Origin of the sequence: Limnothrix sp. FACHB-1083 (genome assembly GCF_014696485.1) — a bacterium.
GTDB lineage: Bacteria > Cyanobacteriota > Cyanobacteriia > CACIAM-69d > CACIAM-69d > CACIAM-69d.
Genome location: NZ_JACJQD010000008.1, coordinates 71,102 through 84,535 on the forward strand (window position 1 = coordinate 71,102; position 13,434 = coordinate 84,535).

The 13,434-nt window shown below is 56.7% G+C and carries 11 protein-coding genes; 3 read left to right on the plus strand and 8 right to left on the minus strand.

Features of this window, described 5'->3' with window-relative positions; genetic code table 11:
• Nucleotides 1-397: 397 nt before the first annotated feature.
• From H6F46_RS11645 to H6F46_RS11670, 6 genes are all read right to left on the minus strand, one after another.
• The gene (locus tag H6F46_RS11645) at nucleotides 398-3,424 is read right to left on the minus strand and encodes an ATP-binding protein (protein ID WP_190354979.1); all 3,027 of its coding nucleotides are present in this window, start codon (nucleotides 3,422-3,424) and stop codon (nucleotides 398-400) included.
• Nucleotides 3,425-3,554: 130 nt separating this feature from the next.
• Complete coding sequence (locus tag H6F46_RS11650) at nucleotides 3,555-4,409, minus strand: SDR family oxidoreductase (protein WP_242027916.1); 855 nt, start codon at nucleotides 4,407-4,409, stop codon at nucleotides 3,555-3,557.
• A gap of 161 nt (nucleotides 4,410-4,570) precedes the next feature.
• Nucleotides 4,571-5,218, minus strand: coding sequence for a bifunctional phosphoribosyl-AMP cyclohydrolase/phosphoribosyl-ATP diphosphatase HisIE (hisIE, locus tag H6F46_RS11655; protein ID WP_190354977.1), 648 nt, complete (start codon nucleotides 5,216-5,218; stop codon nucleotides 4,571-4,573).
• A gap of 222 nt (nucleotides 5,219-5,440) precedes the next feature.
• On the minus strand, nucleotides 5,441-6,139 hold the full coding sequence (locus H6F46_RS11660) for a biopolymer transporter ExbD (protein WP_190354976.1): 699 nt from the start codon (nucleotides 6,137-6,139) through the stop codon (nucleotides 5,441-5,443).
• Between the two features lie 201 nt (nucleotides 6,140-6,340).
• Nucleotides 6,341-7,030, minus strand: coding sequence for a GDYXXLXY domain-containing protein (locus H6F46_RS11665; RefSeq protein ID WP_190354975.1), 690 nt, complete (start codon nucleotides 7,028-7,030; stop codon nucleotides 6,341-6,343).
• Between the two features lie 130 nt (nucleotides 7,031-7,160).
• The gene (locus H6F46_RS11670) at nucleotides 7,161-8,648 is read right to left on the minus strand and encodes a DUF2157 domain-containing protein (protein ID WP_190354974.1); all 1,488 of its coding nucleotides are present in this window, start codon (nucleotides 8,646-8,648) and stop codon (nucleotides 7,161-7,163) included.
• A 465-nt stretch (nucleotides 8,649-9,113) separates the two neighbouring features.
• Between H6F46_RS11670 and H6F46_RS11675 the strand changes: the two genes are divergently transcribed.
• Nucleotides 9,114-9,356, plus strand: coding sequence for a hypothetical protein (locus tag H6F46_RS11675; protein WP_190354973.1), 243 nt, complete (start codon nucleotides 9,114-9,116; stop codon nucleotides 9,354-9,356).
• Between the two features lie 141 nt (nucleotides 9,357-9,497).
• Here the strand turns inward: H6F46_RS11675 and H6F46_RS11680 are convergent, their stop codons facing one another.
• Both H6F46_RS11680 and H6F46_RS11685 read right to left on the minus strand, forming a co-directional pair.
• Nucleotides 9,498-11,087, minus strand: a complete 1,590-nt coding sequence (locus H6F46_RS11680) for an NAD(P)H-quinone oxidoreductase subunit 4 (RefSeq protein ID WP_190354972.1) — start codon at nucleotides 11,085-11,087, stop codon at nucleotides 9,498-9,500.
• Nucleotides 11,088-11,570: 483 nt separating this feature from the next.
• Nucleotides 11,571-11,957 carry a peptidoglycan-binding protein gene (locus H6F46_RS11685; RefSeq protein ID WP_190354971.1) on the minus strand — a complete coding sequence of 129 codons (387 nt, stop codon included), beginning with the start codon at nucleotides 11,955-11,957 and terminating at the stop codon, nucleotides 11,571-11,573.
• 226 nt (nucleotides 11,958-12,183) lie between these two features.
• On the opposite strand from H6F46_RS11685, the gene H6F46_RS11690 reads away from it, so the two are divergent.
• Together H6F46_RS11690 and H6F46_RS19140 are read left to right on the plus strand one after the other, a co-directional pair.
• Nucleotides 12,184-13,071, plus strand: coding sequence for a hypothetical protein (locus H6F46_RS11690; protein WP_190354970.1), 888 nt, complete (start codon nucleotides 12,184-12,186; stop codon nucleotides 13,069-13,071).
• Between the two features lie 106 nt (nucleotides 13,072-13,177).
• Nucleotides 13,178-13,324, plus strand: a complete 147-nt coding sequence (locus H6F46_RS19140) for a hypothetical protein (protein WP_190354969.1) — start codon at nucleotides 13,178-13,180, stop codon at nucleotides 13,322-13,324.
• Nucleotides 13,325-13,434: the final 110 nt, after the last annotated feature.

A 13,434-nucleotide genomic window follows, 5' to 3' on the forward strand; every position in this document is an offset into this window, starting at 1 on the left:
TCCTGGGAAGATTCTGAATGGCTGGTCTTGCCGGTTTTTGTGATGAATTATGATCCAGGGGATCATAAATGCTTGATGATTTGAACGATTATTGCGCTCAACTTCATGATCCTCAGAAAGTTTCAGAAAGTTATTGAAGACCTTTGATGGTCTCTATTCTCTCGAAAAAAGCTATTTTCAGCAATTTTTCAGCCAATTAATTGACCGGAGATCCCGATCACCCGTTTCTGTTTGGTCTAACGCTTCCTTCCCCGTTAATTCGCGCTCGATCGCCCCGGCGCTTGACTTAAAAGTTCCAAAATTCCCTGATCGTTAAACGCCTGGGCCAGGCTCTTGAGCTGTTGGGCAAAGGGAGCAAGGGTTGGATCCTGTTCTGCCAGGGCTTTGGCTTGGCGCTTCAGGGCGTTGAAGTTGCCTTTGCGGGCCAGGGGAGCTGCTCCAACAACTCGGGGTCGATCGGGTAGTCAATCGGGTAAATGAGTGCATCCGGGGGCAGGTCGGGTTCCGCCGCCGACTGCGCCAAGGGTGACGGGGCGATTGCACTGGCTTCATAAACCCAAACCAATTGCAAGTGTTTTTGCAGCAGGTGCAATAGCTCGTGGGTTTGCACCGGCTTAGGCAGAAAGTCGCTGCCACCCGCGTCCAAGCTTTGTTGTCGATCGCTCTCAAAAACGCTGGCAGAGGACACAATAATCGGCAATTGCTGCAACTCAGGATGGCGACGAATCAGATCAATCAGGGTGTAGCCATCCAAGTTGGGCATTAACAAATCCGTAATCACCACCTGCGGGCGATGGTGCTCCAAAAACTGCCAAGCCACAGCCCCATCTTCCGCTTCCTGAATCACAAACCCGATCGGCTCCAGCATCTCCCGCAGCACGGCCCGGTTTTCCCACTTGTCATCCACCACCAGCACTTGGGGCGCATCCCCTTGAATGCCAACAATTTGCCCCTGTTGTGTCATGCGGGAATGGCGGCTCCACTCGGCCGCCACCGGCAAGGACACTTCAAACCGAAAGCTGCTGCCGACTTGGGGTTGGCTCTCGACGGTAATTTGACCGCCCATCAGCTCCACAATTTGTTGGGAGATCGCCAGCCCCAGACCCGTGCCCTCCGTTTGGCGCTTGGTCTCGCCCACCTGCTCAAAGGGCAGAAAAATGCTGCTGAGTTGATCTGCTTCTAGGCCAACGCCCGTGTCTTGTACTTCAAATTGCACCCGATCGCCCCCCATGGCCAACACACGTAGGGTGACCGTGCCGCTGTCCGTGAACTTGATCGCATTGCCCAGCAAGTTGAGCAACACTTGGCGGAGGCGCTTTTCGTCAGTGCGGATGCCTTCCGGTAAGTCATCGGCAATTTCTTCTGCGAATTGCAACCCCTTCAGTTCCGCTCGCAGACGGCACATTTCCGTTACGCCACGCAGAAAGGCCCGAAAGTGAAATTCCGTGGGGTGCAGTTCCATTTTGCGGGCTTCGATTTTGGCCAAATCCAGCACATCGTTGATCAGGGTCAGCAGATGAGTGCCACATTGGTGAATCACGCCAATTTTGGCCAGTTGCTCTTCATGCAAATTGCTCGATCGCTGCAACACCTGGGCATAACCCAAAATGCCGTTCAAGGGGGTGCGCAACTCGTGGCTCATGTTGGCCAAAAATTCACTCTTGGCCAAATTGGCCACTTCCGCCGCTTCCTTGGCTTCCGCCAGGGCTAGTTCCGCCTGTTTGCGGGCAGTGATATCAAACAACACGCCGCTAAACACAACCGTGCCGTCATCGGTACGCCGGGGGGTGGAAGCGCCTTGCCACCAACGAAGGGAACCGTCGGGACGAATCAACCGGGCCTCATAGGCCCATTCCGTGGGGTTGTCCACCACGCGGCTCACAGATTCGATGTAGCCGTCCCGATCGTCCGGGTGGATGGCACTAATAAACCGGCCCAGGTCAGCCATGAATTCTTCGGCACTGAATCCCGTTAGCTCGCTGACGCGATCACTCATGTAGTCGATCGTCCATTGGCCCTCGTGATTGCTGAACTGAAAAATGGCTCCCGGAATATTTTGGGCAATGCTGCGCAGACGGGCTTCGCTGGTTTGCAGGGATGCTGTGCGCTCGGCCACCCGTTCTTCCAGGGCTTGGTTGCTGGCGGCCAACTCCTGAAAGGACTGTCGTAACTGCTGGGTCATGGTGTTGAAGGCCCGGGCTAGTTGATCCGTTTCGGCGGTTCCTTCCGTCATCACCACCTGATCGAGCTGATTGGCGGCCACGGCATCGGTGGCCGCACAGAGTTTCACCAAGGGCCGCGACACCTGCCGCCCAATCCACCACCCCAGCCCGATCGCCACAGCCAAGGCCAGCAACATGATGGTGAGGATGTCTCGACGCGCGGCCATCACCGGCCCCGCAAAGTCGGCTTCCGGAATCGCCGTCACCAACAACCAGTCCAAACCGTTGCGATCGCGCAGGGGCGACACTTGCACCAGCAACCGGGTTTGTTGGGTGGGGCCAATGAATTTGGTTGTGAGTTGGGTGGTTGGGGTGTTGGGCGGAATGGCGGCCCAAGTGCCAAAGCGCTGTTCAATGGTGGTAACGGCCGCTTGCAAAATTGAATTTTTGAGGTCTTTGGCCCGAATTCGTTTTCCTTCCGGGGAGATTGGGTCGTTGGTGGAGGTGGCAATCACCTGGCCCGATCGCTCCACAATGGCCGCCACCCCGCTGTGGCCAATATTTTGGGCCCGCAAAAAAGTGCTGATTCCTTCCAAGGCCAGGTCAGAGGCAAACACCCCCACCAGTTGTCCGGTGCGATCGTACAGGGGTTGCACCGCTGAAATGCCCAATTCCCCCGTTCCCGAAAAGGCAAACACCGAAGTCCATTGGGGTCTGCGGGCGGCAAGGGCCGTTTTGAACCAGGGGCGATTGCGCACATCATAGAGCTGGCTGTCTTTGAGGACGCGCCGCCCTTGGCGATCGACCTCGATGGTTCGCCGCAAGCCCGATCCCAATCGATCGCTCCGTTTAATTAGGGTGCTGCTGGGCAATTCCCGAACTTCCAAGGAGCCACCAACCGCTGTTCCAAATTCCGTGGTGGTGACCAGGGGAAACAGTTGCAACTTTCCGTGGAAATAGGTTTCCAGCGCTGAAAAATCCGTCAACTTCACCTGATCAGCCGCAAAAGCCTGCACATGGAGCTGATTGAGGCGCAACGGCTCGCTCAGGTATTGATGCACGTAGGTTTGAATTTGCCGATCGACCTCGGAGCCAAGGCGATTCATCAGCGCATCCACGGCCCGTTGTCCTTGAACGAGTACCACTTGCCCCGTTAGCCCCACGGCCACCAACGCTTGCAAGGTCGTGACCAGGACAATTAATTTGCTCAGGGGCCAACGGGGCGATCGGGCAAATTCAGGTGCAGAGCCAGATTCAGTCACAGTGAAGATACCGAGTCAGGGGGCAGCGGGCCAGCGGCGGGCCCATCCCCATCATCGCCGTCCCCTCCCCCCAACTGCCACCAACCGGCCCGATCGCCAGGGCCCGATCGCCCAGCTCCTGATCAGGGCCCTACAGCGGAATCGTGGCCGATCGAAACTGGTAACCCGCTGTTTTGAGTTTTTGATTGGAAACCCGCGCATTGTAAGGACGCTGGGCCGATTTCGCTGAATTCCAAGTCACCCCCGGCCACCCTCGGCGGCGAAAGGCCCGATCGAGCAATTCCGCTTGGGTCAAGGGTTCGTCATGCACCAGGTTATATAGCCCCGACAACCGCGCCGCTCGGGCAAAGGCGATCGCCCCCACAATGTCATCCAAATGGATCCAATTACTCCAGTCTTGGCCACTGCCCGGCCGCCCTTGGCCACTGGCCGATCGAAAAATATCCGCCACCTCGCGCCCGGGCCCACAAATGCCCCCCAACCGAAACACACAAACGGCCAAACCGTCCCGCGCCGCACCCAACAACACCTGCTCGGTTTCCAGCAGGATTTGGCCATTGTCCGTGGTGGGCTGGGGCGGCGTGGTTTCATCCACCCAAGCCCCACCCCGATCGCCATAAACCCCATAGCTGCTGGTGTAGATCACCTGGCGCAGTTGGGGCAATTCAGGCAACAGTTGCGCCAGGGTTTGGGCGCTGTGCAAATAGGTTTCCCGATAAATGCCCGATCGCCGGGGCCCCAAACAAACCAACAGCGTGGTTTGCCCAGCCAGGGCCGACCGCAACCCCGCTTCATCATCCCCCCGCAAGCAAAGGGCCCGATCACAACAATCCGCCAGCTCCGCCAAGCGATCGGGTGTGGTGGTCGTGCCGGTGACGGTCAATTCTTGCGATCGCCAATATTGCGCCATTGGCCGGCCCACATAGCCACAGCCCAAGATCATCACCGACTCCGACCCTGAGCGATTGATTGCAGCGTCCATCATGGAAAACACGGGAGATCAACAAAAAAATCCACAACAGGAAATCCACAACGGGAAATGAATCCCAAGCTCGAAACAGCAATCACCTAAAAAGTAATCACCCAAAAAGTCATTACTTACAAAGCAATTGCCCAAAAAGTAATCACTCAAAAAGCAGCGAGCCTTTAACCGCGTCGTTCCTGAAGCTTGCGATAAACCGCTTTTAAATCCACCTGATGATGGGCGATCGCCACCAGGGTGTGATAAAACAAATCCGCCACTTCTGAGGCGATCGACTCCGGATCATCATCCTTACAAGCCATCACCACTTCGGCCGCTTCTTCGCCAATTTTTTTGAGGATTTTGTTATCCCCACCGGCCAACAATTTGCAGGTATAGGACTCAAGATTTGGGTTAGCCTTGCGCGATTCAATCACCTGAAAAACCTGCGACAACGTATCAGCAGGCGGCGGAACCACTTGCCCATCCACTTGGTGGAAACAACTGCGGGCCCCCGTGTGGCAAGCCACATCCCCAATCTGTTCAATGGTCATTAAAAGGGCATCGCTATCGCAGTCATAGCGAATGCTTTTGAGCTTTTGAATATGTCCGGAAGTTGCGCCCTTGTGCCACAGTTCTTGGCGCGATCGGCTCCAGTACCAAGCCTCGCCAGTTTCCAGGGTTTTTTGCAAGGATTCCGCATTCATCCAAGCCATCATCAACACTGTGCCATCCAGATAGTCTTGGGCGATCGCCGCGACTAATCCTTGTTCGTTGTAGGCGATGCGATCGACTGGAACGGCACGGCGCAAAGCTTCAAGATCGGTGGCCATAGAATCGCTGCTGTGGGGGGGGTGAGGATTGGGCAAACCATTGGCCCTCGGGCGCAATGTTGCAGCGCCAACCGGCCGCCAAATGGCAGGACAAATCATAGCAACTTTCCATCGCTTCCCAGCTGCGGGGCCGATCGAGTTCCGCCCGATCGCCCAACCAAAGGGCCCATCAAGCGCCTCGATTAACCCAACCGGATAATCTGCCCACCCTTGCGCCGTCCGTTAGGGCTGAATCGGCAGTCGATCGCCCGGTTGCGCCGGAGCCGGTGACTGATTGGGTAACAAATACGGCTGATTCAAACCATTGCCGCCCAAGCCGGGGTTATTCGGGCTGCTGGGATTGGAATTATTGGGATTGGAATTATTGGGATTGGAATTATTGGGATTGGAATTATTAAAGCCAGGGCTATTGAAACCCGGATTCCCAAAATCGCCCCCCTGACTCGGATCATTGGGCACGAGGGGCTGATTGCCGAACGGGTCGAAGTTGTCGGCCGGTCGCTGGGCTGGGTTTTGGCCGCTGGGCAAGGTGGCCAGAGCCACCCGATCGCCCCCAACCGATCGCAGCAAGTCCAACACCGCCACCACATCGCTATAGAAAGCCGACTGGGAGGCATAGAGGACGATCGTCCCGTCGGGTTGGGCTTGCTTAAAGGCTTGCAGTTGGGTCAGCAGCGCCTCTTTGGTCACCGGGGCTTGCTGAAAATACAACTGACCGGCGGGGCTGAGGGCCACCATCGCCAACTTGCGCATCTGGGGCTGGCCCGTGCTGGCTTGGGGCAGGTCTACCCCAATGCCCTGTTGGCGCGTCAGCCCGATCGCCGCCAGGATAAAAAAGGTCAGAATACAGAAAATCACATCGATCAGCGGCACGATCTCAATGCGAATTTCTTGATCGGACGAGTCGAGGTTGATTTTCATAAATTGATTCAGAAATTGATTCAGAACTTGATTCAGAAATTCATTCGATTATGCGAATTAATGGCACGATCGGCACTGCAAATCTGGGCATCGAAATTGATACGGCCTTGACCTAGCGCAATGGAATTGGGTCGCAAATGCCATGAGGTTATGCGTTGGTGGGCATTGCCCACCCTACAGGCTACTACTTCGCAACCATCTTTAAAACTGATAGCGATCCTGCTCAATCCAAAGGCTGTGGGCCACGGCCTGCCCATCAGCCCCCACGCGAATTTCCACCACAAACGGCAAGGGGCGATTGGTGCGGGGACGTGCCCAGTTCATGCGGTTCACGCCATTGATTTGGTCATTGATTTGATCCCGCTTGGATTCGTCCATGTAATAGGTTTCCAGGTTGTAGCGGGGCATGGCGGCCATGATTTCACCCCGCAGGGCCACTTGGTTGACGGGCAGTTGGCCCGGGCGATCGGGACGAATGGCGACTGGTTGCCAGGGCTTGGGTCGATCGGGCGGTTGATTGGGGTCTTCGGTGGCGGTGTTGGTCGGTTGTTGCAAAATCAGGTAAAACTCCCGCCGTTCATAGGGTAGTTGCGGTTTTTGTTTTTGATCTCGATCGGTGGCGATGGTTTCCCAGCCGGGCAGCTTTTCCAAAACGCTCACCTGGCTAATGTCGTAGCTGAGGGTTTGGGAATAGCCCCGCATCCAGTCGTAGGGATCCACCGGGCGGGTTTGCAACACCACAGCTCGCCCCCAGTAGTAGGTCATGGCCGATTGAGCTGGAACTCCGATCGCCAGGCCCAACTGCAACAACATCGGGATCCAAAATCGCCAGCCGGCCGCCTTCGGAGGGGGACTATCTGGGGCGATCGGGGAAATCAGATCTTGGGTCATGGTTCAGGTTTCCAAAATAAATGACAAGGAATTGATGAATGGCAGGGAATTCACGGGAACGGGGTTGTGATGAGCGCTAATTTGGCAGGGCGATCGGGGCGAATCGCCAGCGATCGCAAGTCCCGATCGCTCACGATCGCACCGTGGGTGAAGAATTCGACCCATTCAGCGTTTGCACCGATCGCTCAAACCACAAACCCGCCGCAATTACCCCAACACCACAGAGCACAAACACCAGCGCCTTCAGCAGCAAATCTGTGTTGTACTCCAGCATCCGCGTCCAAATATCCAACACCAACAGCAACAGACCGCCCCAAAAGGCCAAGCGCTGCCCGTCCGATAGCCCCTCGCGCACTAGCCCCACCCCCAACAGGAACAGACACACATTAGCCAGCAATGTCCCCAAACTGGGCAGAGCCGCCACGTTGTAGTGCCAACCCAAGGTCAACCCCAACGACAACACCAGGGCCCAAAGCACCGCGTCGGTGAGCCATTGATCGGCCCCCATGGCCGCGCCGCGACTCCGCCGCGCCCACATCAGCACCGCCGCCACCGCCGCCACGGCCACATCCACCGCCAGCCAGGGGACGAATTGCGCTGGGTCATAGATATTGCCATCGGTGGAGGAACCGCTTTGGCGACCGGAACCTTCCCAGAAGAACCAGAAGCTGGTGAAGTAAAACGTGCCCATCAGCCACAGGATGGTCAAATTTTGGGTGATGTTTTGAAAATTCAGTGGCCTTGGGTCGATCGCCCCGCCGGGCACGAGCCAATGGCGCAAAGTCCGGGGCAGCGGCAACCGCAGCCACCAACGTTGCACGGCCGGCCAAAGTCGATCGCGATATCCCCAACCCAAAGCGAAGGGCAGCGCCAAAGACAACACACTGGCAACCCAAGGGTGCATCAAGCTCCACCAAAAGTTGGTTTGCAAGGTTCCCAGCGTGAACAACCAAGCCAAGCCAAACAAAAAGCGCGATCGCGTCACATGGGCCAGGGGCAAAAAAGCCAGGGCACTCACCAAGGGCATGTGCTCCGCCAACGCTCGCTGCCAACTGGGTTCCGGCTCCCACCAGTCATAGAGACCTGACCAGTAGCCCACGATCGTCAAAATCAACGCCAGCAACCCCAGGGGCATCAACCGCAGCCCGATCGCCATGGTCAACACACCGCCGCCCCAAATGAAGTAGAGGCTCGATAAGGGGCCACCCTGGTGAAACATCTGAGCCGTCAAGGCCAAGTTCGCCCCCAACAGCAGCCCACCCAACAACAGCAGGGCTTGGCCCAAGCGGCGTTGCCCAGCCAACCGAGGAGCGGGCGATCGCCACAAATAAAAGCCCAAAGCTTGAACGCCCAACAGGGCACTCAACAACACTCCCACCCGAAACGCCCGGGGCCATTGCTGCCAGTTGGCGGCCACAAAGGTGATCACCCCCAAGCCTAACAACACCCCTCCCAAACACAACAGGATGGTCACGAAACGGTTGCGGGCCCCCTGATCGAGGGTTCGGAACTGATAGCGATCGGCTAGGCGATCGAACTGTTCCGGTTGCAGCAGGCCATCGGTCACCCACTGGCGGGCCTCCTGGCGCAACTGATAACGAAAGCGCTCGGTAATCACGCAGTCAATCCTCCCCTAATTGCGGGCCAACGCGATCGACAGTCTCCCGGCCTGTCCGGGGGGCATGATCCAACGACCATGACCGGGGACAGTGGGACAATTCTTAGCAACAAACGGTTGATGAAACTTAGGGTTCAAGAGCTGGCAATCCCCGATGGGTCAATGTTCCCAGCCCGATCGCCCCGATGGCATCCAATTTGGCATTTCTCGGGGCGATCAATCCATCCCCTATGCCACCTGCCCTACGGGCCGACTTCAGTTCCTTGCCCAAATCCATGCCCAAATCCGTCGAGGGGCGATCAGGAGGCTTCACCGATCAGGTTCGGTAAACACGAAACATTTTCTAAGTCAATAGATTGTAAATAATTTTTATTAAATGTTATGGTTATTAACAACAACACAACACCCAACCGGCCCCCCACCACGCTGTTCTCCCCCATCTCTACCCCCCCCTCAAGGACTGTTATGAAGACCGATCTAGACTTCTCGAATCGTTACCTGCTTGACTCCGTCGTCTTCCGCCCTGACTTCAACTCAACGGGCGAAACCATCAACCTCAATCAAGCTTGGTCCCTGTTTTTCACAGCGGGGCGCGAAGATAAGGCCCTGGGTTTCAATGCCGAAACCGGACGCTTTTTCACCAACATTCTCTTCGCCTTGGCGGCCGCAGGGGCCCTGTGGGGTCTACTCTTCAGCAGCACCCTGTAAATAATGGCTGCGGAGCTTTTCCCGCCTCGAATCCCCAGCAGCTAACCTGCAATGAGAATCGTTAAAACTGACAAGAGCCGGGCCACACTGTGGCCCGGCTCTAAATCTATTGAGAGCGTCCTGTATCTCAGGAGTTCCCCCCTAGGGTTCCAGGGCGATCGCCGGAGCCACCAACGGTTTTGCGCCCGGCATCAGCCCGATCGGCTTCGTTTCCCGACCCGCCAAAGTGGGCACCGCATCACGCAGGCGCGCCGTTAGCTGCACCGTCGTCGAGTCATAGATTTGAGTCAACAGCTTGGGATAGAAGCCAATGCCAATGATCGGAATCAGCAGACAGGCGATGATAAACACCTCGCGCGGTTCCGCATCGATCAGCACCTCGTGGGACACCAATTTCTGGTTTTCCGGGCCGTAGAAAATTTCCCGCAGCATCGACAGCAGGTAAACCGGCGTGAGAATCACCCCCACCGCCGCCAGGAAGACCACAATCACCTTAAAGGGCAGCGAATAGGCATCACTGTTGGCAAAACCCAGGAACACCGTTAGTTCTGCCACAAAGCCGCTCATCCCCGGCAAGGCCAGCGATGCCAGCGAGCAAGCCGTGAACATCGAGAAGATCTTGGGCATCTTTTGGCCCACGCCGCCCATTTCGTCCAGCATCAGGGTGTGGGTGCGATCGTACGTGGCCCCCACCAGGAAGAACAGGCTCGCCCCAATCAGCCCGTGGGACACCATCTGCATCATCGCGCCGCTGATGCCCAAGTCCGTGAAGGAACCCAAGCCAATCAGCACAAAGCCCATGTGGGAAATCGAGGAATAGGCAATTTTGCGCTTCAGGTTCCGCTGGGCAAAGGAGGTAAGCGCCGCGTAGACAATGTTCACCACCCCCAAAATCACCAACACGGGCGCAAAGGTGGCGTGCGCTTCCGGCAACATTCCGGCATTCATTCGCACCAGGGCATAGCCACCCATTTTCAGCAGGATGCCCGCCAGCAGCATGTGAACTGGAGCCGTGGCCTCCCCGTGGGCATCGGGCAACCAGGTATGCAGCGGGAAAATGGGTAGTTTGACGGCGTAGGCAATCAAAAATCCGCCGTAGAGCAATAGTTGCAGCGTGTGGCCATAGGGTTTGAGGGCCAGCTCCCGCATATCAAAGGTGACCGTATCGCCGTAGAAGGCCATGGCCAGGGCGGCAACCAAGATAAACAGCGAGCCGCCAGCAGTGTAAAGGATGAATTTGGTGGCGGCGTAGAGGCGTTTTTTGCCACCCCAAATCGACAGCAGCAGGTACACCGGAATCAGTTCCAGTTCCCAGACCAGGAAGAACAAGAGCAAGTCCTGAACGGCAAAGACGGCGATTTGACCGCCATACATGGCCAGCAGCAGGAAGTAGAACAGTTTGGGCTTGAGGGTGACGGGCCAGGAGGCCAAGATGGCCAAGGTGGTGATGAAGCCCGTCAGCAGGATCAGGGGCATGGAGAGGCCGTCTGCGCCCACTGACCATTTCAGGCCGAGTTCGGGAACCCAGGTGTAGCTTTCCACCAGTTGCAGTTCGGGGTTGCCGAAGTCGTACTGGGTACAAAAGGCATACACCAACAGGATGAAGTCAATGAGTCCTACTCCCAACGAAAACCAGCGTACGGTTTTGCCGTCTTTGTCGGGCAACAGGGGCACGATCAGGGCGGCGACGATGGGGAGGAGAATGGAGGTCGTCAGCCAGGGAAAGTTCATAGGAAGTCTTGCGTCGCTAGGTGCGATCGCGACTTGGCAAAGCGTTAGTGGGTGCGTTACTCAAAGCGTTGAGTGGTGATGGTTTTAGCCATCTCTGCTGACAGTGTAAGCAATGGGATCGATCCCGTGGCGATCGCTTAATACTTTGGTTACAAAGCACTTTGAACTCTTTAAAGTTCCGTTGCAGTTTGTGGCTATTTCCTAATTTTTTGCTATGCAGCTTTTGGCAGGAATTCCCCTTGCGGGCGCGATCGCTTTTGGAATTTATTAATTCTTAAGAATCAATCAAGGTTAACGTTTGTTGATTAACGCCTGCTACTTAACCCTTGGATGTTAACCCTTGGATGCTTTCTTCCCCTGGGTTTTGAGTCTTCAGCTTGGAGTCTTGGACCTTGATTGTGGAGACTCTGGGAAAAATTGGGGGATTTGGGAGTTCGGGAAGTACCTAACGCTCAAGCTTCTGCGGTCGATCGCCCCAAGGCCCTAGCGATCGGAGCGGGTGGGGGGCCGGCAGTTGGGATTGGGCAGCAGAGCATCCCAAGTTTCGGCGGTCACTTCACCACTGGGATCCAGTTTTTGGGTTTCCTGAAAAAGACGAACAGCGTTGGCCAAAGCGGTGTCGTAGGTTCCGTCTGCGGGGCCTTGATAGAACCCCAGGAGCGCCAAAATGCCCTGAAGTCGGCGCACATCGCTGCCACTGTCACCGGGGCCCAAGTTGGGCAGGGGTTCCCGACGCGGCGGGCAGTTGGCCCAAGCGGGCCCCATGCCCAGGCTGAGACTGATGCCTAGGCCGATCACCCCCAGGCTCAGGAGCATTCCCAGCCGGGTGAAGGCAATTGCTTTTCGGGCCGATGCAGGATTTGGAGCCATGGCCAGCCTAGGACAATTGAAATGTTCGAGAATGGAAAGGAGGCGGTTCCAAGCCATAGGGCTAATTAACAGTTAGGCAATGGTTCAAGAACGAATTCTCAGCCGCACAGCGGAGCATCGGGAATCAAGGATCAAGCTTGGACGGTTTTTTGCCATCCATCTTGAATTGGAGATCCCTTAGATTAGAGATTCGCTCGTCGCGCGATCGCGCTGGATTTGGCAAATCATGAGTTTTGGCGATTGGCCCGTCAGTTTACACGGTCGATTTGAAGGGGCCCTTGTGGGAGGTTTGGTGGCACTTCACCAGCTCGATCGAACCTGGGAGCGCGATCGACGCAATTTGGACGCGGCTTTGCAAGGGGCCCTCCAATTGTCAGAGATCGTTGGCGCACAGGCGGGCCCGGATCCGGGGCTGTTGGCCTTGGCCTCACTGGAGCCGCTGATGGCGGGGCCGGGCGATCAGTTGGGCTTGGCCCTGTTGCCTTTGCTGTTGCGCTGGTTCGATCGCCCTTTGGTGTTGCGCCAACTGTGGACTCAGGCGATGGACCAGCCTTTGCCCGAAGCGGTAATTTTGGGGGCGGAGGTGTTGGCTTGGGTGTTGGTGCATCCCAATGCTGCCACGCTGGAATTCTCCCAGGGCGATCGAGAGGAAACCGAGTTCGATCCTGCGGCCCATGCGACCCATTCCAATGCCCTCTCCAATGCCCTGTGGCCGTCGGTGGTCAACATTCTCAGCGATTGGCAAACGTTGGATCGATTAGCCCTGGATTGGCCCCAACGGCTGCGGGCGGCCACGCCGGAAACCTTGCCTATTTTGGTGGCACTCCATAGCCTGCGATCGAGCGGTGGCCGCTGGGCCAGCAGTTTGGCCCGCTGCCAACAGCAGTCGGCCAGTGCGGTTTTGTGGTCGGGAGTATTGGTGGGTGCGGTGGGGGGCTGCGCGGCCATTCCGGCCGATGTGGGGGCAATTGTGCCCGATCGGCTGCTGACCCGGGCCATTCAGGGATCGCAGATGTTGATCGATCGCTGGTCGGGTCGCTTGCCCCAATATCCCCTAACCGACTCGATCGCAGAGGGCGATCGCCTGATTACCCATTTCAGGGTGGGACGCTGAGTTGAACGCGGAGCAATTGCACCCCGCAAAATCCGCGACTGGGGACGATTCAGCCAAAATTACCGATAAAATGCCCTACGCTTCAATCAACTGAGATACTGCCAAGATGCCACCCCAATCCCGCCATGGGGCGATCGGGTGGTGGCTGGCCCCATCCTGCCATGGGGCCGGTGTTAACCCATTGCGCAATCTTTGCGAGAGCGCTACGACTGTTGAAATTGTCCAGCAACCGGTTGGCCAGAGTGATGAATGAATCCCATGGGATCATGGCCAATTCAGCCAACCGGTTGAAGTACCGACAGAGTCCCTGCAAGATGAACATGGAGACGAGACCCTTTTGGGATGACCTCCGATGGTTCTTCA

Bases quoted from the DNA above. Each gene is read 5' to 3' on its own strand.
- H6F46_RS19140 (WP_190354969.1), top strand. From the start codon at position 13,178: ATGCCACCCCAATCCCGCCATGGGGCGATCGGGTGGTGGCTGGCCCCA.
- H6F46_RS11660 (WP_190354976.1), bottom strand. From the start codon at position 6,139: ATGAAAATCAACCTCGACTCGTCCGATCAAGAAATTCGCATTGAGATC.
- H6F46_RS11690 (WP_190354970.1), top strand. From the start codon at position 12,184: ATGAGTTTTGGCGATTGGCCCGTCAGTTTACACGGTCGATTTGAAGGG.
- H6F46_RS11665 (WP_190354975.1), bottom strand. From the start codon at position 7,030: ATGACCCAAGATCTGATTTCCCCGATCGCCCCAGATAGTCCCCCTCCG.
- H6F46_RS11680 (WP_190354972.1), bottom strand. From the start codon at position 11,087: ATGAACTTTCCCTGGCTGACGACCTCCATTCTCCTCCCCATCGTCGCC.
- H6F46_RS11675 (WP_190354973.1), top strand. From the start codon at position 9,114: ATGAAGACCGATCTAGACTTCTCGAATCGTTACCTGCTTGACTCCGTC.
- H6F46_RS11650 (WP_242027916.1), bottom strand. From the start codon at position 4,409: ATGATGGACGCTGCAATCAATCGCTCAGGGTCGGAGTCGGTGATGATC.
- hisIE (WP_190354977.1), bottom strand. From the start codon at position 5,218: ATGGCCACCGATCTTGAAGCTTTGCGCCGTGCCGTTCCAGTCGATCGC.
- H6F46_RS11685 (WP_190354971.1), bottom strand. From the start codon at position 11,957: ATGGCTCCAAATCCTGCATCGGCCCGAAAAGCAATTGCCTTCACCCGG.